16 protein-coding genes are annotated in these 21,196 nt (G+C 49.4%); 7 read left to right on the forward strand and 9 right to left on the reverse strand.

The features are described 5' to 3' along the window. Nucleotides 1-69 precede the first annotated feature (69 nt). The 6 genes from V3U24_03495 to V3U24_03520 all read left to right on the forward strand — a co-directional run bounded on the left by V3U24_03495 (nt 70) and on the right by V3U24_03520 (nt 8,782). The gene (locus tag V3U24_03495; protein MEE9166514.1) at nt 70-663 is read left to right on the forward strand and encodes a hypothetical protein; all 594 of its coding nucleotides are present in this window, start codon (nt 70-72) and stop codon (nt 661-663) included. 217 nt (nt 664-880) lie between these two features. Beyond that, the gene (locus tag V3U24_03500) at nt 881-1,414 is read left to right on the forward strand and encodes a hypothetical protein (protein MEE9166515.1); all 534 of its coding nucleotides are present in this window, start codon (nt 881-883) and stop codon (nt 1,412-1,414) included. Between the two features lie 499 nt (nt 1,415-1,913). Next, nucleotides 1,914-5,177: a glycosyl hydrolase gene (locus V3U24_03505; GenBank protein MEE9166516.1), complete on the forward strand. Its 3,264-nt coding sequence runs from the start codon at nt 1,914-1,916 to the stop codon at nt 5,175-5,177. A gap of 82 nt (nt 5,178-5,259) precedes the next feature. Then, entirely contained in the window at nt 5,260-7,407 is a 2,148-nt protein-coding gene (locus tag V3U24_03510) for a prolyl oligopeptidase family serine peptidase (protein ID MEE9166517.1), read from the forward strand. Nucleotides 7,408-7,536: 129 nt separating this feature from the next. Then, nucleotides 7,537-8,058, forward strand: coding sequence for a periplasmic heavy metal sensor (locus tag V3U24_03515; protein MEE9166518.1), 522 nt, complete (start codon nt 7,537-7,539; stop codon nt 8,056-8,058). An 88-nt stretch (nt 8,059-8,146) separates the two neighbouring features. After that, on the forward strand, nt 8,147-8,782 hold the full coding sequence (locus tag V3U24_03520; GenBank protein ID MEE9166519.1) for a class I SAM-dependent methyltransferase: 636 nt from the start codon (nt 8,147-8,149) through the stop codon (nt 8,780-8,782). A gap of 58 nt (nt 8,783-8,840) precedes the next feature. Here V3U24_03520 and V3U24_03525 read toward each other — a convergent pair whose 3' ends face one another. From V3U24_03525 to V3U24_03550, 6 genes are all read right to left on the reverse strand, one after another. After that, a complete protein-coding gene (locus tag V3U24_03525; GenBank protein ID MEE9166520.1) occupies nt 8,841-10,121 on the reverse strand; it encodes a CsgG/HfaB family protein in 1,281 nt (426 codons plus the stop codon). A 17-nt stretch (nt 10,122-10,138) separates the two neighbouring features. Continuing rightward, on the reverse strand, nt 10,139-10,861 hold the full coding sequence (locus tag V3U24_03530) for a PPC domain-containing protein (protein ID MEE9166521.1): 723 nt from the start codon (nt 10,859-10,861) through the stop codon (nt 10,139-10,141). A gap of 242 nt (nt 10,862-11,103) precedes the next feature. After that, nucleotides 11,104-11,466 (reverse strand): Mth938-like domain-containing protein, encoded by a 363-nt coding sequence (locus V3U24_03535; GenBank protein MEE9166522.1) that lies wholly within the window; start codon nt 11,464-11,466, stop codon nt 11,104-11,106. A 5-nt stretch (nt 11,467-11,471) separates the two neighbouring features. After that, nucleotides 11,472-13,112 carry a D-aminoacylase gene (locus tag V3U24_03540; GenBank protein MEE9166523.1) on the reverse strand — a complete coding sequence of 547 codons (1,641 nt, stop codon included), beginning with the start codon at nt 13,110-13,112 and terminating at the stop codon, nt 11,472-11,474. A gap of 332 nt (nt 13,113-13,444) precedes the next feature. Next, nucleotides 13,445-15,484, reverse strand: a complete 2,040-nt coding sequence (locus tag V3U24_03545; protein MEE9166524.1) for a glycoside hydrolase family 172 protein — start codon at nt 15,482-15,484, stop codon at nt 13,445-13,447. Further along, the gene (locus V3U24_03550; protein MEE9166525.1) at nt 15,481-16,386 is read right to left on the reverse strand and encodes a PP2C family protein-serine/threonine phosphatase; all 906 of its coding nucleotides are present in this window, start codon (nt 16,384-16,386) and stop codon (nt 15,481-15,483) included. The genes V3U24_03545 and V3U24_03550 overlap by 4 nt, the downstream gene beginning before the upstream one ends. 231 nt (nt 16,387-16,617) lie before the next feature. On the opposite strand from V3U24_03550, the gene V3U24_03555 reads away from it, so the two are divergent. Further along, nucleotides 16,618-17,628, forward strand: a complete 1,011-nt coding sequence (locus V3U24_03555) for a hypothetical protein (protein ID MEE9166526.1) — start codon at nt 16,618-16,620, stop codon at nt 17,626-17,628. Nucleotides 17,629-17,710: 82 nt separating this feature from the next. Here the strand turns inward: V3U24_03555 and tal are convergent, their stop codons facing one another. The 3 genes from tal to V3U24_03570 all read right to left on the reverse strand — a co-directional run bounded on the left by tal (nt 17,711) and on the right by V3U24_03570 (nt 21,067). After that, entirely contained in the window at nt 17,711-18,670 is a 960-nt protein-coding gene (gene tal, locus V3U24_03560; protein ID MEE9166527.1) for a transaldolase, read from the reverse strand. Nucleotides 18,671-19,080: 410 nt separating this feature from the next. Next, nucleotides 19,081-20,424 (reverse strand): toxin-antitoxin system YwqK family antitoxin, encoded by a 1,344-nt coding sequence (locus V3U24_03565; GenBank protein MEE9166528.1) that lies wholly within the window; start codon nt 20,422-20,424, stop codon nt 19,081-19,083. Between the two features lie 73 nt (nt 20,425-20,497). Further along, nucleotides 20,498-21,067 carry a class I SAM-dependent methyltransferase gene (locus V3U24_03570; GenBank protein ID MEE9166529.1) on the reverse strand — a complete coding sequence of 190 codons (570 nt, stop codon included), beginning with the start codon at nt 21,065-21,067 and terminating at the stop codon, nt 20,498-20,500. Nucleotides 21,068-21,196 lie beyond the last annotated feature (129 nt).

Consider the following 21,196-nt stretch of genomic DNA (forward strand, 5'->3'; position numbering starts at 1 on the left):
AGAACAGATGAGAACGGTGACTTTCGGCTTGACCTTCCTCCACCCGGGAGTGAGGGAACAGGAGAAGGAGTGAATGAAGATTTCTATCTCCATTACTATGTGGCCAATTACCGGCTCGATTCATCGAAGGTAGTTATTTTGAATGGGGAAGTGGCAAGATCAGCAGGCGATATCAATGGCAGGGGTGAGTTAAATGATGTCAAGTATCTTTCCAGGATTCTAGATATCACTACAGACGTTTCCCCTCAGGGAATCCCGGAGGATTATAAGAAACCTGTGACTGTTAAAGTTTCGCTAAAGGCTACGTCAAGGCCTCTCTTCGTGAAATCACTCAAGAGAGTGCAAAACAGAGTACTCAAGAGAACAGGCCTGATCATACTGGATGAAGACGATAATTTCCTGAGAGCTATGGATTTCGATCCAAATTGGAGGTTGGCGCGTGAAAGAGTCACTCTTGAGCAAAAAGTATGGAATATTATCTTCTTGTGGAGTGCTTGTGATTTGCCAAAAGGAACATACAAGGTGATTCCATACCTCTTGGTCCAGCAAGAGAACGTTCCGCCTGAATTGATTGAAAGTCTTGGCTCGGAGGCTGAAAAGCTTGGACAGGGTTATCTGAGAATGCCGTTCAAGAGAGACGAAGGGCAGCTCGTTGTATTTTAGAACTTACGGGAGAAAAGATGGCTGATTCCCCGGGTCCATTTTTTCTTCTCATCTCACAACAAATACCAAACTTCCACCAGTGCGACGGTGGACGTCATAAAAACACCGATACTGCCCACGATCCAGATTCGTTGATGCCTTTTCCATTGGACACTGCTAAATCCCCTTGGCATACATAATTCACAATACTGATTCACCTTATTAAGAGGACACTACAATGAATGACAGGCAAGTTACATTTTTAGGAATCACCGTTAAAACAATTGTGGTTCATACGGTCACCTATTTTGTCATGGGTGTTCTGGCTTTCATAATAATGGATTACGAAACCACATTTGCTGAAACCGATCTTAGATATATTATGCGACAAACTGATGATGCAATGGTCATGGCCGGTCCTTTATTCCAACCTATAAGAGGTTTGCTATTTGGAATCGTATTTTTCTTGTTAAGTGACGTATTCTTTGGAAGAAAAAATGGGTGGATCATAATGTGGCTGATGTTAGTCATTGTTGGTATTTTATCAACTTTTGGCCCTACATCCGGATCCATTGAAGGAATGATCTACACAACATTTCCAATTTGGGATCAACTAGTTGGACTCTGGGAGACTGTATTGCAATCATTGTTACTGTCTTACGTCATTTGTTTTTGGGTAAATCATCCAGAGAAAAAATGGCTTAACATTACTCTTGGAATGGCGTTTTCAATGGTGATTCTATTGACAACGATGGGTTTACTTGCCTCATAGATTATTCGTAATCGCGTTAAAGAGTTTCCATCCTGTCTGTACTGTTAAATGCCGTCTTTACTACTTTGGACTTACGTTTTTTGAACCACATCTACAGATTCGAATAGGTGCGTGGGCAGCTTAATGCCGTTTAGAATGGGAATTGTGAATGTATTAGCTAGTCCTACACCCTGTCTCACATGTTGGGCTTTTTTGTTGCGTTAGAATAACGGGGTTGTAAATTCTATCGGTGGTGAGCATTTCAGATTTCCCAGTTCATGCAAGTTTTCCATTTGCTGGAACCGCATTTCGCGGTATGAGATAGGATGTGACTTTTTCACCACGTTGGATGTTTCCGGACATCAATTCGCTACATGTGTGAAATCCGTGCTTTTATGAACAATAGGTACTTCTTGATTAACAGTCACTTCAAGGCTAATGATAATCGATTTGACCATAATTCCGTGCTACTTGTATCCGACAAGCAGCATTCAACATGACATACTCAGGGAGCCAAGCGATGAACTTAGTGACCAGGTTGACCATTTTAGGTTTTCTAGTCTTAATCATGTCGAACGCACTCTCTGCACAAAATGAAGATGAAGACGATCTATTATCTGATGGCACTTTTGCCGGACTGAAACTACGCAGCATAGGGCCGGCTTTCATGTCGGGTCGCATTGCCGATATTGCTATCAATCCCGATGATCCCAGTCAGTGGTACGTTGCGGTAGGTTCCGGCGGTGTCTGGAAGACACATAATGCCGGCACCACCTGGCAACCAATCTTTGATGATCAGCCATCTTATTCCATAGGATGTATCACGCCAGATCCTTCGAATCCATCTGTTATCTGGGTAGGTACCGGTGAAAACGTGGGTGGTCGACACGTGGGTTATGGTGACGGCATTTACCGCAGCATCGATAGTGGTGTCAGTTGGGAGAATTTAGGTCTAAAAGAATCACGTCATATTTCGAAAATAATTGTGCATCCGGATAATTCGGATATCGTGTGGGTTGCCGCCCAGGGGCCATTATGGTCAAAAGGTGGTGATCGCGGACTTTACAAGACCAGTGACAGTGGCGGAGAATGGGAAAAAGTGTTAGGCGATGATGAATGGGTAGGTGTAACGGACATTCTGATTGATCCGCGGAATCCGGATCAGCTCTATGCCGCTACCTGGCAACGTCACCGTAATGTCGCCGCCTATATGAGTGGTGGTCCGGGTTCGGGTATTCACCGTTCAGGCGATGGTGGAGAAACCTGGGAGAAGCTTAGCGACGGTTTGCCGGGTTCCAATATGGGCAAAATTGGTCTGGCCATTTCTCCGCAGAATTCTGATGTCTTGTATGCTGCCATCGAACTGGATCGCCGAACTGGTGGTGTCTTCCGTTCCGCCAATCGCGGTCATTCCTGGGAAAAACAATCTGATGCGGTTTCCGGTGGTACAGGCCCTCATTATTACCAGGAGCTCTACGCCAGCCCGCATCAATTTGACCGGATCTACCTGGCGGATGTCCGAATCCAGGTCTCAAACGATGGCGGCAAGACGTTCACCCGCATGAAGGAACAATTCAAGCACGTGGATAATCATGCCCTGGCGTTCCGTGCAGATGATCCGGATTACTTGCTGGTGGGAACAGATGGCGGTTTGTATGAAAGTTTTGATCTGGCAGAAAACTGGCGCTACATAGCCAATCTACCGGTTACCCAGTTTTACAAAGTCGCAGTGGATGATGCCACACCATTCTACAACATTTACGGTGGCACGCAGGATAATTCCACTCAGGGTGGTCCTTCACGTACGGTCTGGACGCGCGGTATTCTAAACTCGGATTGGTTTCTTACTGTTGGAGGTGACGGGCATCAGCCGGCGACGGAACCTGGCAATCCGGATATCGTCTATTCTGAATCCCAGCAAGGTTTTCTGTCCCGCATTGACGTTACCACCGGTGAGATTCTTCTGATACAACCGCAGCCGGAAGCCGGTGAAGATTATGAACGATTCAATTGGGACTCTCCGATTCTGGTCAGTCCGCATTCGCCCACCCGTATATATTTCGCGTCACATCGCGTATGGCGTTCCGAGAACCGTGGTGACAGCTGGACGGCTATTTCAGGTGATCTGACCCGCAACCAGGAACGTATCGCACTCAAGATTATGGGACAAACCTGGAGCTGGGACGCCCCGTGGGACCTTCTGGCGATGTCGACCTACAACACCGTCACCTCACTGGCCGAATCACCCTTACAGGAAGGCCTGATTTATGCGGGAACGGATGACGGCCTCGTTCAAATCAGTGAAGACGGGGGCACAAACTGGCGCAGGGTGGAAGTGGGCAGATTTCCAAACGTACCCAAAACCGCCTTCGTCAACGACATAAAGGCCGATTTACACGATGTAAATACAGTATACATCGCCCTCGACAATCATAAATTCGGTGATCTCAATCCCTATCTGCTAAAGAGCACGGATCGTGGCAAAAGGTGGAAGTCTATAAGAGGAAACCTGCCTGATCGTACACTGGTTTGGCGCCTGGTACAGGATCACCTTGAACCTAACCTGCTTTTCGCCGCAACCGAGTTTGGCATTTACTTCACCATTGATGGAGGAGATAAGTGGTTGAAACTCAGCGGTGGGGTGCCGACCATTTCGTTTCGCGATCTCGCCATCCAGCGCCGCGAAAATGACCTGGTTGGTGCATCCTTTGGTCGCGGCTTTTATGTATTCGATGACTACAGCGTTCTGCGTCACATTTCGGAAGAACAGTTGAAACAGGAAGCCACCTTGTTCCAACCCCGCAAAACCTGGTGGTATATTCCGCGACAACTTAGTGTCATTCAAGGTGCGTCCCAATATACAGCCCCTAACCCACCTTTCGGTGCCGTCTTCACATACTATCTGAAGGATGCACTAACAACCCAAAAGGCTATCCGTCAGAAAAAGGAAAAAGAACAGCTCGATAAGAAGCAGCAATTGGAATTCCCGGGCTGGGACGAAGTTGAAGCTGAACGAAGGGAGGAAGCGCCACAAATCTGGTTAACGGTAAAAGATAATGAAGATTACGTGGTTCGCCGGATTGAAGGTGTTAACCAAAAGGGCTTTTATCGTATAGCCTGGGATCTGCGCTATCCGGCGACAGACGCGATCAGTAATGTGGCTGACATTGAGGGCAGCTATATAGGTGCCATGGTTGCTCCGGGGGATTATGCCGTTACACTTTCCAAACAAGAAGACGGCGTCATCACCGATTTGTCGGAGTCTATGCACTTTAGAGTTGAAAGGATGTACGAAGGTGCTTTGGCCGGCAAAGACCCGCAGGAAACCGCTTCTTTTTGGAAGGAGACCGAGAGGCTGAACAAGTCCACCACAGCTGCTTCACGGAAGCTGAGTAAAGCCATCGAAAGAGTGAGCTTGTTACAAAAAGCGTTGACCCGGACACCGGCAGCCCCGGGCAACCTGGATAGTGAATTGCATCAGCTGAAGCGATCGTTGATGGAGATTGATGAGCGATTAAATGGTAATCGTTCAAAACGGCAAATTGGAGAAAAAACCAAACCAACAATTGCCGGTCGACAGAACGTGGCCTCTTTGGGAACCTTTGGTTCTACATATGGCCCGGCACCATTGCATAGGCGCAGCCTGGAAATTGCTGCTGCCGAATTTCAGGAGTTGAGGAAAGATTTGGAAGAAATCGTGGATGTGAAATTGCCAAGGGTAGAAAAAGCGCTAAGAGATGCCGGAGCACCCTGGATAGAAGGACAGGCTATTCCTGAATATTGATTGGACATTGAAAGGAACCTGCTTGACCTGCTCCCCAGAAGTTGCCCAAAGAATGCGGCCGGACCAAGGGGGAATATCAAAAATGCCTTGTCAAAGTAAATCAAGAGAGAAGAAATGTCCGGTACGTGAGAGCGCACGGTCAATCCTACTACTCACGTTATTTTTGTGTGGAACAGGATGGGCACAAGTCCCGACGCCCGGGACACCACCTGAGACCCGGAAAGATAATGTAAAGGAGATAATCCACGGCGTAGAAGTGGTTGATCCTTATCAGTGGCTGGAGGACCAGGAGAGCCCGGAAACGCGAGAATGGATTGATGAACAGAATGCATACAGCAAACCTATTCTCGATTCTTTACCGCGGCGCGATAATATCCAAAAAAGACTTGCAGAATTAATGAAAATAGATGTGACCGGCAGCCCGCAGGTGCGCAACAGTCGTTATTTCTTCATCAAGAGAATGAGCGATCAAGAGCTTTACGTTATCTACATCCGAGAAGGACTTAAAGGCGAAGACCAGGTGCTAATTGATCCTCACGGGATGAGTCCCGACAACACAACAAGTGTCGGCATGCGGGATGTGTCGAAAGACGGAACAATTCTGGCTTACGCTATTCGTGAAGGTGGAGAAGATGAGGTAAGGATCCGTTTCTTGCATGTGGATAAGCGTGAGCATTTACCGGATGAACTGTCCAAAGCTCGTTATTGGGGGATTTCCATCACGCCGGACAATGAGGGTTTCTATTATACTCGTCATGAGGCAGAGGGCCCAAGGGTATACTATCATGGGATGGGAACAGACCCTGCCAGTGACACGGAGATTTTTGGAGAGGGTTACGGTCCGGAAAAGATCCTGTGGGCTGATCTTTCCGAGGATGGAAAGCACCTGCTCATCATTGTCTGGCACGGATCGGCGGGACTCAAAACCGAGATTTATTACCAGAATGTGGCTGAAAAAGGTCAGATCATAGCGGTCGTTAATGACATCGATGCCAGATTCAGCGGGGAAATTGGAGGTGATCGAATCTACCTACAGACCAACTGGAACGCCCCCAGAGACCGAATCCTGGCCGTTGATATAAATGATATTCCTCGAGATCCTTCCGAGTGGGAAGAGATTATCCCCATGACGGATGCCATCATAGAGGGGTTTTCCACTGCTGGTGGGAGACTATTCGTCAACCATCTTGAGAACGTCGCTTCGTATGTTAAGGTCTTCGAGCCGAACGGTCGCCATGTGAGGGACATCTCCTTTGCCGATCCTGGTTCGGTGGGCTGGGTGAGCGGCCAGTGGGAGAGTAACGAAGCCTTCTACTACTATTCATCCTTCCACATCCCTCCGACGATCTACCGTTATGATGTCGAGACAGGGAATCAAGAAGTATGGGCGAAGTACGACGTTCCCCTCAAAAGTAACAATATCGAAGTCAATCAGGTTTGGTACTCTTCCAAAGATGGAACGGAAATCCCGATGTTTCTTGTGCACAGAAAAGGCCTGAAGCTTGATGGATCAAACCCGACGCTGTTGACAGGATACGGAGGATTCAACACAAGTCTCACTCCGTGGTTTTCGTCAACGGCCGCAATATGGGTTGAGAATGGCGGTGTATACGCTCGGCCTAATTTGCGTGGGGGGGGAGAGTTCGGAGAGGAGTGGCACAAAGCGGGAATGCTGGAAAACAAGCAGAACGTATTCGACGACTTCATCGCCGCCGCTGAATGGCTCATTGAAAAAGGATACACAAGTCCAACGAAACTATCCATTTCAGGCGGGAGCAATGGGGGTTTGCTGGTAGGTGCCGCTCTGACTCAGCGTCCTGATCTCTTCAGGGCCGTGGCCTGTTTCTATCCGCTTCTCGATATGGTCCGGTATCACAAGTTTCTGGTTGCATCCTTCTGGATCTCTGAATATGGTTCAACGGATGATCCAGAACAGTTCAAATATCTTTATGCCTATTCGCCTTATCATCGGGTAAAAAGTGGAATTGAGTATCCGGCAGTGATGTTCATCACGGGTGATTCGGACACGCGCGTCGATCCACTCCACGCTCGCAAAATGGCGGCGCTACTCCAGGAATCGACTGAATCAGACAATCCTGTCTTGCTGTACTACGACACTAAGTCAGGACATTCCGGCGGACGGCCACTGAGCAAGCAGATTGAGGACACCACCAGGTGGCTTAGTTTTCTGTTCTGGCAGCTTGGTGTGAAGAGCCAGGTTGGACAGTAATGCTACCATGGTAAACCGAAGTGATGCAGGTTTGGATTCCGGAAATTCAGATGTTGAAGAAGAACGAAAGAAACTATAAACTGAATGAGTGAGCAAAGCGCTATTCAGAAAAGAGAACAGGAGGTAGCAATGTCAAAGAGAATGCCCTCATGGATGATTCCTGTGATAACCTTGGGTGCCTTGGTTCTTATGGCAAATTCGGCAGACGCCCAGGAAGGAACGATGAAAGGTACCCACGAACAGGGGATGATGTCCCACACGTCTATGAAAGGAGAAAAGCATCAGACGGGAATGGGACACAAGTACATGATGAGACAAAAGCATCATGGAGGAGACAAGTTTTTCCTCGGGATGAAAGATGAGTTGGGTCTTACGGATGAGCAGGTGTCCAAGCTCAGGGCTTTGAAGAGCGAAACTGAAAAGCGGATGATACGAACCAAGGCAGATCTGGGAATCCTGGAAATAGAACTCCACGATCTTCTCAGAGAGGACAAGGTGAATGTCAAAACCGTTGACTCAAAGATTGAGAAGATCGGGGAACTTCGAACGAAAATGCAGAAGGCTCATGTCCATGCAGGCCTGGATGCCCGGAAGATGCTGACCTCTGAACAACTGAAGAAGCTCCATGGGCATAAAGGAAAGGGAATGTAGGAAAAGCAGGCGTAATTGTTCTTCGGTTTTCAGATGCACATTGCATACCTCTGCGCACCATTCGACTGATCAGGCGGTCTATTCTACTGTGGTTGTGAATAAGGATCCCTATCGTAACAGCGCAAAATGGTACGACACATTGTTCGAACCATTCAACACCGGTCTGAGGGGTCTTTGTGTGAAAATGCTTCCTCCAAGAGAAGGGATGTTTGTTCTCGATATGGGTTGTGGCACAGGATCGCAACTGGATGTTTACCAGAAGGCTGGTTGCGAGGTTTTCGGAATTGACCCATCAGTTGCCATGATTGACTTGGCCCGGCAAAAACTTGGTAACCACGCAAACCTTTGCGTGGGTGATGCGTCAAGAATGCCATATGGAGAAGGATCATTCGACCTGATCGTTGTGTCACTGGTACTGCACGAAATCTCCTCCAGAATTCGTTCAGTGCTTGTTAGTGAGTCAAGGCGGGTTCTGAAAAAAGATGGCCGGCTTTTGGTTGTGGATTATCACGCCGGTCCTCTCAGATTTCCGAAAGGCTGGCTGCTCAAAAGCTTCATCACATGCGCAGAAATTGCCGCCGGTTCTGAGCATTTCAAGAATTATCGCCAGTTTATGGCTAACAAAGGAGTCCCTGCTCTGGTAGCTGAACACAGACTTTCCGTTGAAATGAAAAAGATAGTCAGCGGCGGTAACCTGGGGCTATTCTTGTTGGCCTCACAGTAGATGGCCGAGTCGGCGTTCCTATTACTGTGATGAGCTGGCCGGCCCTACCGAACTCGACTCACATGGTGTACCGTTTCAGAGTCCTCGACAGTGAATTGGAGAGATCTTTTGTCGCCCGGTTCACCATTTCCCCCTCAACGGGGGCGGACTTTTCATTTCTTCTCAGAAGAACCATGGTCCCAAAGTCCAATGCTCTCCTGTCCCCTTTAAACGTCGCCCATCTGTATTCAAAGCTTGATATTCCTTCAAAAGATTCGCCCTTTTTCAGCCTGGCTGTTTCTACATCTATGATCCGGAAGGACCCGGTAATCTTGGCGGCTGCGGTTCGCGTATAGATCGTCGCAACGGCAGAGACTTTTTCATAAACTTCTTTCGTGCGGATATTCCCCTTACTATCCTTGTACTTTTCCTTACCCACCACGATCCTTGCTTCCCGCTCCACATTTTTTTCCAGCGTTGTGGTGGGAGTATAGATGACCTGAGTAATCCTTCCCGTCAAAATCTCATGGATGCCGAGTATCTTTCCCAACTGTACGGCACTTTCTTCGTCCACGATGCCTGCGAGAGTCAAGCGGTGTTCTTCCATCACATTTTCCAGTTCTTCCCGCGAAACAAGTTCCAGAAACTCCATGGAGGAAGGATCATTCATGAATTCCGTCACAATTTCGTCAACTACCAGACCTGGTAAGTCACCGTATCTTCCTTCTTTACCGCTCCTGTCTTCGAAGGGAACGATGGCCATTCTCTTTACCCCTGCTTGCCTTGCCTTTTCGTACAGTTCGGCCGCATCCTTATAATCCTCAATGAAACTGGTGGCCAGACGAAACTCCAGGGCAGCACCTCGCTGCTCGTCGACACCTTCCCGTTCAAGCAGACTCAATCCTTCTTGATAGTGAGCCTCTGCCGCGTTGGTTTTTGCTTCAACCAGGTGTTGAGTGTAGTCTGAGGTCTCGAACTCGATTACCTCACCTGTTTCTTTCACCTTAAGCGTGGGAAGTTCCCTAACCGCCTGATTGATTTTCACGAGAGCCTCATACTCCTGGACAATTCCATCCCACCTGGACTTTGAGGACGAAGCTTCGAGTCCAGCGAGCCTTGCGGCGTGGGCTTGCGTGGCGGCCCTGAAAGCATTCCCGATGAGAATCTGGGCCTTTTCATAGTCCGGATTCAATTTCAGTGACCGGGTGCATTCGAAAACCGCCGTGTCATAATCACCCCCAGCGTATGCCTCACGAGCGCTGCTTTCCAGCCGGCCATGCTGGGTGAAGCCGGCACACCCAATCATGAAGATCAGTAGGACCGCTAGGGCACCGGTCTGAAGGTTGCGATAGTCGTTCACAAGTCTTTTTGGTCGCCTCAAAATTCGGTGGTTATGTGATAGTAGGAACTGGGATTGGAGAGTGTCGTGAAGACTCTTATGTAGTGCGTTCCGGTTTGGGCAGCGGCAATCTCAATCGTTTCACTGGTATTTCCAGTGTTCGATGAAGCTGAAAGCTCCGTTCCATCGGGATTGAAGAGACTGAGATTCAGGTCTTCGTCCAGTTCATCAAGTAGGATAGAGATCATCCCTCCGGCGGCGATTCCCTGCATTTTGTACCAGTCCTGATCCGGTTCACCAAAAATCGTATTAATAAGACCACCGTACTTTTTGTCCGACTCCATCGGTTGAGCATCTTCGTAAGAATCGTTCTCTACATTATCCACCGTGGCGATCGTTGTAAAGTAGAGTGAATCCGTAACGATATTCTTTCCCGATAGACCGATTTCGTATGCGACCTCGTTCGAAAGGGGATTCGAGAACGTGAGTGTGAGTGTGTCGTCACCTGCGTTAAGAATCATTTTTTCGATGTCCGCACTGGGTGCGAACGAAACATCAGGGAAGTCATCAACCGGATCGCTGAAGGCGATCTGAAGAGGTTTATGAACGGGAACGTCCACGGTGGTTCCCACCAGTTCCGCCGTTATCTCAGGCTCCTCTATCGTACAGGAGGGGAGGTAGACGCCTAGGACAATACCCAATAGAAGCCAGGAAGGCTTGACAAAGGCCTTGGACATCTGATGATCCCTTTTGATTCTCACACCCTGGGATAACTCCTCAGGATCAACTCAAGGGGAAAAGACCACTGGTCAGTTGGCCCAACTCATTGAATTGAGGGACTTGAAATAGTGAACACACCGGGACAAAATATAGTCAACCCAGCCGCTTTTGACCAGTTCAAGATCTTTAGCATGAATAATTCATCAGCAATTATCGAATGTGTGTACATTCAGAAATAATTAGACTTTAAACATAGAGATATATTTCTGCTGAATTAATGAGGTTAGCATGTCGAGTGGAAGAGGCCGCCGACGGATTCCTTTTCGCGAAGTTCATTGTACAACCGGACCGCCCCGTCGGTCTTCAGAACATGCACAGTGATCTCCTTCTCTTTGAGGAAACGAAGAGTCTCAGGTTGTGTGCCCAGACGCCCAAGCATTCCTCTCGAAAGCACCACAACTCGGGCGCCGTTTACCAGGAGTTCCTCCACGTCTTTGACCTGAATTCCTGGAGAGTGTCGGGTTCCTGTTTCATTCCAGTCCCATTCCCGGCCTCCTCCGGGATACAGTTTGGCATCCTTGAAATGGAGAGTACCCTCAACGTCCAAACGGCCCCAGGATAGACGTTCGATTGCAGGTGAATTCATCGGTTTCATTTCTTATGACGAAGAATTCTACCACGCCTGGCCCCAGTATGTTTTCCCTTTTCAATGGTGAGTTTTCCGTTGACAAAGACATATTCGATCCCCACAGGATACTGATGCGGGTTCTCGAAGGTTGCGCGGTCGATAACCGTTTTCGGATCAAAGACGGTAATGTCCGCGACTTTTTTCTTCATCAGGATTCCCCGGTCTGCCAGACCTAGCTTCGCAGCCGGCATGCCGGTCATTTTGTGCACTGCGGCTTCGAGACCAATTATTTGTTCGTCACGAGAATACTTGCCAAGAACTCGCGGGAATGTTCCATAGAATCGTGGATGGGGATTCCCTGCAGCCAGCTTGCCGTAGGGGGCGATAGCGTTGCCATCGGAGCCAATCATTGTGAAAGGTGATGCCAGGACTTTCTCAAGATTCTCCTCGCTCATGGCAAATCCCACAATGCCAACCTGATTCTTTTCGGAAAGTAGCAGACCTATGGCAAAATCCACCGGTTCCTGTCCGGCTTCTTCGGCGCAGGAGAGGATGGTCTTCCCCTGGTATTTTTTCCCTTGCTCACTGGCGCAGTAACTGATCATGACCTTATCCCAGCCCCCGATCCTCAACGCACGGGATTCGGCGAAGGTCCTAATCCTGGGAGAATGCTCCGGGTCATTCAGACGTTCAAGGACCTGCTCCGTTTCCCCCTGCCGGGATTCGAGAGGGAGGAACGTGGTAAGTCCCGTTCCCCATGCGACATAGGGGTACCGGTCGACCTCCACGGGTAAGGTCTCCCGTGTCTTGTAGATCAACTCCAACACGCTGTCGATCTTATGCCAGTTTCCCTGATTGGCCACTTTCAGGTGGGAGATCTGCGTGGAGACTTCCGCCCTTCGGCAGATCCGGAGCGCTTCCTGAATGGCATCCTTAACAGTGTCATCTTCGTTGCGCATGTGCGTGGCATAGACACCGTCATACGCGGCTGCAACTTTTGCCAGTTCAATCAATTCTTCCGTTCCCGCGTAGCTACCGGGTGTGTATTCAAGACCGGTTGCGAGGCCCAGGCTTCCCACTTCCATGGTCTGGGCAAGGAGCCGCTTCATTTCAGCCAACTGCTCGGGGCTGGCCGGTACGTCATTCTTCCCCACGACGGCACCTCTCAGGGAACCGTGCCCTGTGAAGGTGGCATAGTTAATGGAGGGTTCAGATAGTTCAAGCCGTGTGAAAAACCCTTCCAGATCGTGCCAACTAACGTTTGTGCCGAATCGGTTCCGCCATCTTTTGTCCAACTCTGTGCGATCGTCTTCATCAAGGGGAAACGGAGAAGACCCGCAATTGCCTGACACTTCGGTGGTCACTCCCTGGCGTATTTTGCTTTCTCCCAGGGGATTAGCCAGGAGTTCAACATCGGTGTGGGTATGTATGTCGATGAAGCCGGGCGCCACGACAAGTCCCGCGGCATCGATGACTCGATCGGCACCTGCTCCTTCCAGATCACCCAGCGCTGTGATCGTGTCGCCTTTGATGCCGACATCGACTGGTCTCGAATCCTTTCCCGACCCATCAATGACGGTCCCGTTTCTTATGATGGTATCGAAAGGGCTGTTGATTTTGATCCCCAAGGCCGTCCCCGCGAGGCCAAGGGATCCGATCTTCACGAATTTCCGACGTGAGATTCTGGATGTCATGGGAATGGATCTCTCTCGTTGGTCACATGAATTTTAGGAACAAAAATCGATTCAATCCAGTCAGATTCCTGAATTATACGCAGGATCTTCCAAAGGATCTTGAGATGAGATTCGCCGCCTTCAAGGGAGTCCCTGTGACCCGCAGGGTCTCCTCCGGAGGGATGAAGAACGCGAAGGAGAAAGGAGTGTTAAGGTGTTAGAGTGTGGGGATTTGTCGGTTCTCGAACAGATGAACACATGTCCGCCGGATTCCTTGGAACACTCTGTCACTTCAGGCGACGCATGATCGCTTCCCTTTTGGCTCAGGGGGGAGGTTGGGTGGTCCAGGTAAGATCGCCGTCAGGATCCACGAACCGGACATAGAATCCCCAGCCACCGGCACCCTGGAGTATCTTAACCAGCAGCTTGTTCCAACCCTTCTTTAGTAGCACATCCACTCTGTCTTGATCTGGATAGGCGCCGCGGTATGCGGGATTATTGTGAGTAAGGACGTCATTGAGCCATAAACGAACACCATCGTCACTTCCGAGGAGTATCTGGCTTTTCCGTTCATCCGGAGAAAAGAGATAGACAAGTCCGTAAACGATTGATCTTTCATTCCGCGTAAAGAGATTGTCAAGCCTGATGTAACCGGATGGGCCGGCCTGAAACACCTCCCACGACACATCAGTGCTGTCTGCACCCGGATATTTTTTCTGGAGATCTATTTGACTTTCGGGAGGATAAGGCACCTGAAGGAATGTCATATCGGGGGCCTCAAAAGGTCCAAAAAGGTTCCAGTCTGTGACATAGCGGGGGGAAGAGGGGGAAAGAGTCATAGCCACGTAACCGACTTCCGTTCCCTGAGAGGTTGGGTCCTTCCCCGTAATGTTGAGAACCAACGTGTTGAGACCAGCATGAAGGAACACGTTTCTTACCTTCAGAACTTCTATCGACTCTTCGCGGGAAAACCCTTGAAAGGGCTTCGATTCGAATGGTGAGGTACCTTTTCCTGACCGAACTTCCTCCACTTCAAATGATCCCATTCTCTTGCCTCTGAGAAAAAAGAGGTCCACATTGTATTGCTCTCCCACATCGACTGGTACGGCTACCCGGCATTTGTCCCCCACGTCGGCACCGTCGGTCATGAGCACAGGGTACCTTGTGCCGTTTTGGTTGTAGAATGAACTCAGGAAATGGTAGAGGTTTGTGGCTTCGTAGGTCATGCCCGTTTCCGAATCCTCGAATCGTGTCATCTTTTCTACGCTTACCTCTTTCCAGGTCGGTAGAGTCATTTCCCATGAGGATTCAAGGGCAAAGGGGAGACGATCGGGGGCAGCGGCAAGTAGAGGGAACGGTACGTGAGGCTCATCCTGATACCAGTAGGCCACCGATGAGAAATAGTCCGACCGATTGTTGGCGTGTCCATGCTCGATGGCTACCCTGATGGATTCCTCAAACGGTATGGGGTCCGGAATGTGAAAGCGGTAGACCGTGGCTTTAGAGCCAGTTTGAAAATCGGATTCCTGGAGAGGACACCCGTAGAACAGGTTATCGTCCTCACGCATGCCCCAAGCGTCAGAAAAGTAGTCCTCGGAACCTGTCCCGTGCAAGGAAGGTATCTTTTCACCGTCTATGTAGATCATATCGTCACCTTCGCCCCACCATCCCATTGCCCGCTGAAGGATGCTCAAGTTGCAACCCACGTAATGTCCTTTACCAGCAGTGTCAAGTATGAGATAATTCTCGCCGGGAATGCAGGGAGTTTCCTGACGGTATTGAGCGTGAAAATAGGGCGTGCGGGCAGATAGTCTCGGGAGCTCTCTGTAGTAATAGAAAGAGCCAACCGTTCTCGATCCTTCGTTGGTGGCGGTGATTCTCGCTGATTTTCGAAAGGGCATGTACCAGTAGCAGTTTCTCGCTCTCCCATATGACGAGCAACTGATTGGAAGAGAACTGAGGTTTCTGTCCAGGCCGTGACCCACACTGAAGAAATCTCCAACGGGAGACACAACGGAGGGAGTTTCCTCCCCGTCCCAGTACATCTTGAGGATAATCTTCCGGCCGTAAAATGGTTCCGCAGAAACTGTTATCCAGATATGATGAATTGCCCCTGGGCCTTCAATTTCTGCCAACACGGCCGTTTCCCCGGGATCAAGGGCAACGGCATCCCGGTTTCCCCCTGTCGTGTCGAAAGATGAGATTCGGTTACTTCTGAAGTCCTGGTGTGTGCCCAGATCGATGAGCAAATCGTGCTGGGCCAAAGAGAACACTGGAATGCCCACAAACGAGAGAAGAAGAACCATGAGGGTCGCCAGGCAGCGGGAACCTCCCTGTGACTCTGGACGGTTGAGATACATCATGCCGTCTTCTTAATGACCACGTAGCTCAGGTCGTCCTGAGGTGGAGCAAACCTGGCGAGGTCTCCTTTCACCGCATCAAAGATCTCCCGTGAGGCGAGATCTTTCGTTCTCCTCAATATCTCTTCCAGATTGCCGGGGAAGTACTCCTCACCGTTTCTGCGGTGTTCGGACAATCCGTCTGTATACAGAACAATGATGTCGCCCACCCCCATGAGGTTAATCTCGTTGACTGTGTATTTTTCCTTATATCCTATCTGACTGAAATGGCGCCTTTTGTCTATGTCGTCTTCGGACGGAAACATACCCAATGGAGGATAAGTAACGAGTCGATCCCCGCTCATTTCTATTATCTTGTTGTATTTATTTGAGAAGACAACTGGACCCGGATGACCCGCGGAGATGAATCGAAACGTGCCTTCCTCCGAAATCTCGCCGTAGAGGAGTGTCAAATACTTGTCTATGGTCAGGGAATCGTAGAATCTCGTGTTCAACGTCTCGAACAGACGAGCCGTTATCTCTCCATAATTGTGGAGTTCATACAGAACGCCCGTCAGAAACGCGTCGTGAAGTCTCCCGGCCAGATAGGCGTCTGTGATACTATGTCCTGACACGTCCAGGATGAGGATTCCGGCTCTTGAAGTATTCAGGAGCAGTTTTTCTTCCACTTCTTTCTTACCCTTTTCTCTGGCGATTCTTATTCTTGTGTCCATATCGTATCTGTTGTTGAAATCGACAAAGATCATGTGGTCTCCTCCAACATCGCCGTGCAGCGGCACGCAGTCTCCATAAATATCAATATGTTCAAGCCGCGGAATGCTCCCGGGAGGGTTGATCAGGATTTTGGAGATTGTCTCGAAATTCTCCAGCTCCTGTCTCAGGTAATCCATAGCTTGGTTCTTCATCGTTGTCCTCCAGCCCTGGGAGAAAGTGGAATTTAGTGATTCCTGGTGCGAAAAAACGACCCATAAGAGCAAAATACGAGTGCTCGTATTCACCGAAATCATGGAGTCTTAAGTACCGTCTGTGCCTAGATTCCAGCCACTGCAGACCTTATTTGGCGGTCATGCAGCCAACCTGACATGAGCTATTTTGGTGATTTATACAGAGTATTTCGGCTGGTCAGGGGATTAATCATGTCGCACGGGCCAAGACCGGAAGGTGTGACCGAAACGGACGAATTCTACCAGGGACCCAACGGCGAAAACGTACCAGTAAAGATTTTCAACTCCAGGAATCCTTCCCGTCATACGCTTATCATCTATCCGGGAGCATCTCCAATGGCGGAGGCTCATCCGGCCCTAAGAGCGGTTGGCGAAGCCATGGCAGGCGCCGATTTCCAAGTTTTCATCCCGAGAATCCCCCCTTTTAAGGACATTAGTCTTTCTGAGGAAGGTATCGAATGGATTGTACATTTCTATGAATGGCTCTTGAGGTCGAAAAGCCTTTCAGGAGATAAGATAACAATGAGCGGCATAAGTTTCAGCGGTGCTCTTGGCTTGAAGGCAAGCCTCGACAAACGTGTTCAGGCGCGTCCTCCCAGGTCGATTTTTGTCTACAGCACATATTACAGCATGGAGACTTATCTTCGATTCCTGGCGACGGGAGAAATGAGAGCGAATGGCGAGAAGCGACGCGTCCAGCCGCATGAATGGGGACTCGTGGTTCTGTTCTACAATTATCTTCGGAGGGTGGATGTGGGGTACAACACGAGCAATGTTCAAAGAATCCTGCAACTTTGCGTGCAGGATCTTATGGACGACGTGGAGGAACACACCAAGAGGATTTCGGGGAAAGAACGGGAGCTCGTTGACGGCATTCTGCATGCCCGAGCGTCCCAGGAAATCGTGAGGATCACCAATCTGTTCTGGGAGCAGTTCAAATCCGAACTTGAGAGCTTATCACCGAAGACGTGGTGTGACAAGATTGTTACCAGAGTCTTCATTATGCACGGAGCGGAAGATTCCATGACCCCGTTCACTGAATCGATTCGTTTGGCCGATGCGTTAAACAACAGCAGCCTCCTGATTACGCATGCCTATGAACATGGGGAGCTGTCGAGCAAGCTCGGCTTCATTTCTCGCCTGGGAGAATCTGTGAGAGTCATTCTATATTTCTTCCGTTTCATTCGATATTCTGAAGGTTGACGTTTCCGACGCAATCACTGAGGAACAGGCGTTTATCTCAAGTACAACTTGCGGTGATTCTTGTATCTACCATTTTCTGAATCTAATCAAACATTTCTTTTACATATTTCTCAAGTTTTTCGGTGTCTCTCGAGAATCTTCTTATGCCTTCCGCGAGTTTTTCCGTTGCCATGGGATCTTCATTGAGCATCCACCTGAACTCTTTTTCATCCAGATTCATTTTTTCTCCCCCAAGATCTAGGGAAGACTCAGGGTTGAGTTTCCTTGGTACCTTTCCCTCAGAGTTCTGAAGTTCCTCCATGAGTGAAGGACTGATGGTCAGCAGATCACACCCGGCTAGTTGAAGGATTTCGTCCACGTTTCTGAAACTTGCCCCCATGATAACGGTTTCGCATTCATGTTTCTTGAAGTAATGGTAGATCGTCTGAACCGATTTAACACCGGGGTCCTCATGGGGTGGGAAGTTGTCCACACCCGAGTTCTTCAGATACCAGTCAAGAATTCTTCCAACGAACGGTGATATCAACGTAACTCCTGCGTCGGCGCAAAGGACGGCTTGGGCAAAGCTGAACAGCAGCGTCATATTGCAGCGAATCCCATCTTTTTCGAGGCGCCTGGCAGCCTCTATCCCTTCCCACGTGGAAGCAATCTTGATGAGCACCCTTTCCGGTCCGATCCCGGCTTCTTCGTAAAGCTCCATGATCTCACGTGTGCGGTCCACGGTGGCGTCGGTGTCGAAGGAGAGTCTCGCGTCGACTTCAGTGGATACGCGGCCCGGTATGATATGGAGTATTTCGGCTCCGAAATTGATGAAAAGACGGTCAACTGAGTGGCGCAGTTGTTCTTCCGGAATACGTGATCTTGATTTGCCGTATTTGATGGCAGATGTGACAAGGTTGCGATACTGGCTCATTTGCGCCGCCCTAAGAAGGAGGGAAGGATTTGTCGTTGCGTCGGACGGCTTGTATCTTCCGATGGACTCAATGTCGCCTGTATCCGCAACTATGGTGGTCATTTGTCTTAACTGATCGAGCTTGTTCATAGTCATGACACCTTTCAGATACTCTCGCTTTGTCCGAGATTTTCCTGGAACCTTCTGAATGAAACGACACCCGGGTCAAATTTTCGAACCAATTCTCTTTGTTCCAACTGGGAATTGCAACGACCTTTTCAAGGTCAACGACCGGCAATAAAGCACCAAATGACGGAGAAATGTCAAATCACAAAATCCAAGCACCAAATTCCAAATCTGCCGCTGATGATGTTCATATAAAAAAAGACCCTTTGAAAATTGCAGTTCGTGATTTGAGATTTCTTTGTTATTTGGGATTTGAAATTTGGAATTTGTTTGTTATTTGGAATCTGTGATTTTGTCTTATGCAAGTGTATCGCAAAAGCCATACAATGACATTGTCAAGTAAAGGCGAATTAGTGATACAAGTCATCAGCAGGTCACCTGTTAGGTTGAACAAATTCCCGTGTCCAGAGTGGCCTGCCGTCCTGAAAGACCCGTTCAGTAAGTTCATCTCCCCTTTCGGACCACGTCATTTCCTGAACGGGAATCCCTTTGATGAATACGGTGAGACTTTGAACCTTTCCGCTCACATCGAATTGAACTTCCACTCCATGTTTCTCGTCCTGCTGGTAGTCCACTTCCCTCGAAACCCGGCCATTGGGGTACCATTCTCTCACCGTTTCGGTTGAGTCTCTTCTTCTCCCGGGCTCGATTCTCCTTCCATGACGATCCCATGCTACTGTCCAGAAAGGTCCATCCTCCGAAAACGCGGTCACGTTCTTCAGGATACCCGTCGGATGCCACTTAATCGCGGAATGAGGCTTTCCGGAGAGGAAAATAGCGTGCTCCTGCATCTGACCCGAGGGTGACCATCTGATTTGGTCTCCGTGCCTGAGGCCTTCGACATACTCAAATTCAGAGGCGGTCACTCCTGTCGAGTACCGTTTGACAGACTTGCCGTGTCTCAAGCCATCCTTAAGATCCGTCTGGAGCTTTTTCGTTCCATCCTCATACCAGAGAGTGGACCTGCCTTCCCTTTTTCCTGCTCTGTATCTCTCGACAGATTGCAGGTTTCCGCTTCCGTACCAGCGTCTTGACAGACCATGAAGATGTCCGGCGTGATAGACTTTTTGTGAGTCCAGTTTGGAAAACTCGTTCCACCATTTCCACTTGCCGTGCGGAAGCCCGTTCCTGAACAGTTTTCCCTCGAGCAGTCTCCCGTTCTCAGCCCACTCTCTCGATTTACCGTGGAGCTTATCTGCCTTGTACTCCTCAAGGGATTCAATCTGTCCGTTTGGGAACCATGCTCTTGACGCCCCGCTCAAGAATCCCTCGCGGTACCGCACCACTCTCTTTTTACGTCCATTCTTCCTCCAGGCGATCGTTTCGCCGTCGAGTTTCCCTCTGGAGAAATGCTTCACCGAATCCATTCTTCCCTCTTGATCCCACCAGGTCCACCTCTTGACAGGGAATCCCTTTTTGTAGTACTGTTCGGTTTTCAGTTGACCGTTCTCATACCACAACTGATATCCGCCGTGGAAATTGCCTGACTCGTAGTGTATCTCTTCCCATGGCCGGTCGTTCCTGTGAAATGTCAACATCTTTACCACGGCAGAATCGCCGTCGTCTACATCATAGCTGATACTTGACCGAAGCCCGTCGTGGACGGTTTCAGTCGTTATGATTTTCGGTGCGCAACCGGTTTGGAAAAACAATAAGACAAGCAGTAGAATGGCAATCGCCGAGAAGGAGATTTCGGGCCGGTTTCTCTTAAAAGTCAAACCGGCAGGGGAGTGAGGTTACTGAATGGATGGGCCTTATCTCCTTGAGACAGACCGGGGAGGGAGTGTGATTTCATTCTTTCTTGAGGATCACGACCATTCCGTCCCCCTTCTCCTCGGAGGCTCGTATGACGACCATATCATAAGCTGGATCATTTTCCACGGTCTGAATGAACTCTCTCATCTCCTCGGCATGGATGATGACATTGTCCGCTACGATTGCGGCACGTCGCTTGAGCTTCGGTTCCAGGAGCTTGAAGTACTTGAAGTAGTCCCGCTTGGCCGCATCGATGAACACAAAGTCGAACTCTCCGTCAAGTGTGGGAATCACATCGAGAGCATCTCCTTCGAGGCAGGTCACGGACTTTTCGAGGCCGACCTTCCGGAGGTTCTCGCGGCATTCCTCTACCATGTCCCCTGAGATGGCCATCGTATAGAGATGACCTCCCGTCAGTTCGAATGCCATTCCCATGTGGATGGAACCGTAACCGTTGGCCGAACCGATTTCCGCTCCCCGCTTGGCGTTCATGAATGTTACCAGGATCCTGAGAAACAGCGCGTCTCCTGGGGTCGTATTCATGTGAATTCGAGGAAAGTTCTCAAGGAAGTTTTCTCTATAGGTATTGAGTTCTGCCGGTTTCACGTTTGACGAAGAATCGGATATGTCCTTGTTTCAGACAGGGAGGATTTGACTTCTTCAGACACTTGTCAGAAGGTAATCAAACGCCGGGTAACTGTCAAATTGCAATTCACCTGTCCTTATTTGGCTGGT

The sequence above is a fragment of the Candidatus Neomarinimicrobiota bacterium genome (genome assembly GCA_036476315.1).
In the GTDB taxonomy this organism is placed as follows: Bacteria; Fidelibacterota; Marinisomatia; order Marinisomatales; family S15-B10; genus JAZGBI01.

Excerpts from the sequence above, each read along its gene's own strand:
- V3U24_03500 (MEE9166515.1), top strand. The coding sequence starts at position 881 with ATGAATGACAGGCAAGTTACATTTTTAGGAATCACCGTTAAAACAATT.
- V3U24_03505 (MEE9166516.1), top strand. The coding sequence starts at position 1,914 with ATGAACTTAGTGACCAGGTTGACCATTTTAGGTTTTCTAGTCTTAATC.
- V3U24_03510 (MEE9166517.1), top strand. The coding sequence starts at position 5,260 with ATGCCTTGTCAAAGTAAATCAAGAGAGAAGAAATGTCCGGTACGTGAG.
- V3U24_03515 (MEE9166518.1), top strand. The coding sequence starts at position 7,537 with ATGTCAAAGAGAATGCCCTCATGGATGATTCCTGTGATAACCTTGGGT.
- V3U24_03535 (MEE9166522.1), bottom strand. The coding sequence starts at position 11,466 with ATGAATTCACCTGCAATCGAACGTCTATCCTGGGGCCGTTTGGACGTT.
- V3U24_03545 (MEE9166524.1), bottom strand. The coding sequence starts at position 15,484 with ATGATGTATCTCAACCGTCCAGAGTCACAGGGAGGTTCCCGCTGCCTG.
- V3U24_03550 (MEE9166525.1), bottom strand. The coding sequence starts at position 16,386 with ATGAAGAACCAAGCTATGGATTACCTGAGACAGGAGCTGGAGAATTTC.
- V3U24_03555 (MEE9166526.1), top strand. The coding sequence starts at position 16,618 with ATGTCGCACGGGCCAAGACCGGAAGGTGTGACCGAAACGGACGAATTC.
- tal (MEE9166527.1), bottom strand. The coding sequence starts at position 18,670 with ATGAACAAGCTCGATCAGTTAAGACAAATGACCACCATAGTTGCGGAT.